The sequence below is a fragment of the Vibrio sp. 811 genome (assembly GCF_033339195.1).
On record NZ_JAWOUB010000146.1, the window covers coordinates 1 to 968 of the forward strand.

The following is a 968-nucleotide window of genomic DNA, read 5'->3' on the forward strand; positions in this document are numbered from 1 at the left end:
TATAAGCGCAAGTGTGGCTCGAAAGGTATTCATCCCCCAACTACACTAAAAAGATCTTGTGAAGGAGGTGCACTATGCAGAAGCATCAACTGGACATGTGGCTACATGGTCAACATAAAGACACCTATACGTTACCCAAAGTATTTGTCATTGGGTGTTCCGATGTCTCTGACTATTTGCTAGCTGTGGAATATAAGCACCAGCTAGAGCCGATTAAAGATGGAGAGGAACCGCTTCATTTTGGTTCCTTAGATTTGGTGAAAGAAGAGCTGCTCAGGTTAGGTATCGACAAAGCTTATTTGCGGTTACACAACGCTTACGATGAGTGCGGTAGTGAGGGTACTGCCTCTTACTGCGATATCGAATTATCGTTGGTTACCCATTAGAGTGAACAGATGAGTTACTCAGATTGCACATTGATATAGTGCTTCAGTAAGATCTGTTCGGTGAATTGTGTTCGCAGGTAAAAGCCTCGTGGTAGCGTCTTCATTGGTTTCCCGTTGGAGCTATAGGCTTCAGTTAGTGCTTTGGCATTAGCGGCCTTTGGGCGCAGGTGAAGCGCTTCGCCATGTCTGGCTGAAATTTGATCAAATTTTCCAAAGACGATCATTTCCATCAGTTCTTCCCAGTCATTTCGTAAGATCTGCTCTTCTTCTTTATCTGGCGACCAAATAAGAGGTGTCCCTACACGACGCTCGGCAAGGGGGATTTCTCGTTCACCTTCCACAGGCACCCACAATACACGCGAGAGCTTATTGCGCACATGGCTGGTTTCCCATGTCAGTCCTTGAACACCAGTTAAGGGTGCAACGCATACAAATGTAGTTTCTAACGGTCGTCCGTTGTAGCCAATTGGAATGCTCTTTAACTCGATACCAAGTTTGGAAAAGTCTTGTTGAGGTTTGCTACCCGCAGGAGCGCCCAAATGCCATTCCAGCAATTGTCCCACCCAGCCTTTATCACGTTTG

At 46.1% G+C, this 968-nt stretch carries 2 protein-coding genes; one reads left to right on the forward strand and one right to left on the reverse strand.

Going from position 1 to position 968, the window contains the following annotated elements; genetic code table 11:
* Window positions 1-74: 74 nt before the first annotated feature.
* Window positions 75-386 carry a DUF6482 family protein gene (locus R7Q46_RS25440; protein ID WP_005481791.1) on the forward strand — a complete coding sequence of 104 codons (312 nt, stop codon included), beginning with the start codon at window positions 75-77 and terminating at the stop codon, window positions 384-386.
* A 14-nt stretch (window positions 387-400) separates the two neighbouring features.
* On the opposite strand, the gene mutH is transcribed toward R7Q46_RS25440, so the two are convergent.
* Window positions 401-968: DNA mismatch repair endonuclease MutH (gene mutH / locus R7Q46_RS25445; protein ID WP_318077974.1), on the reverse strand; the 568-nt coding region annotated here is incomplete at its 5' end.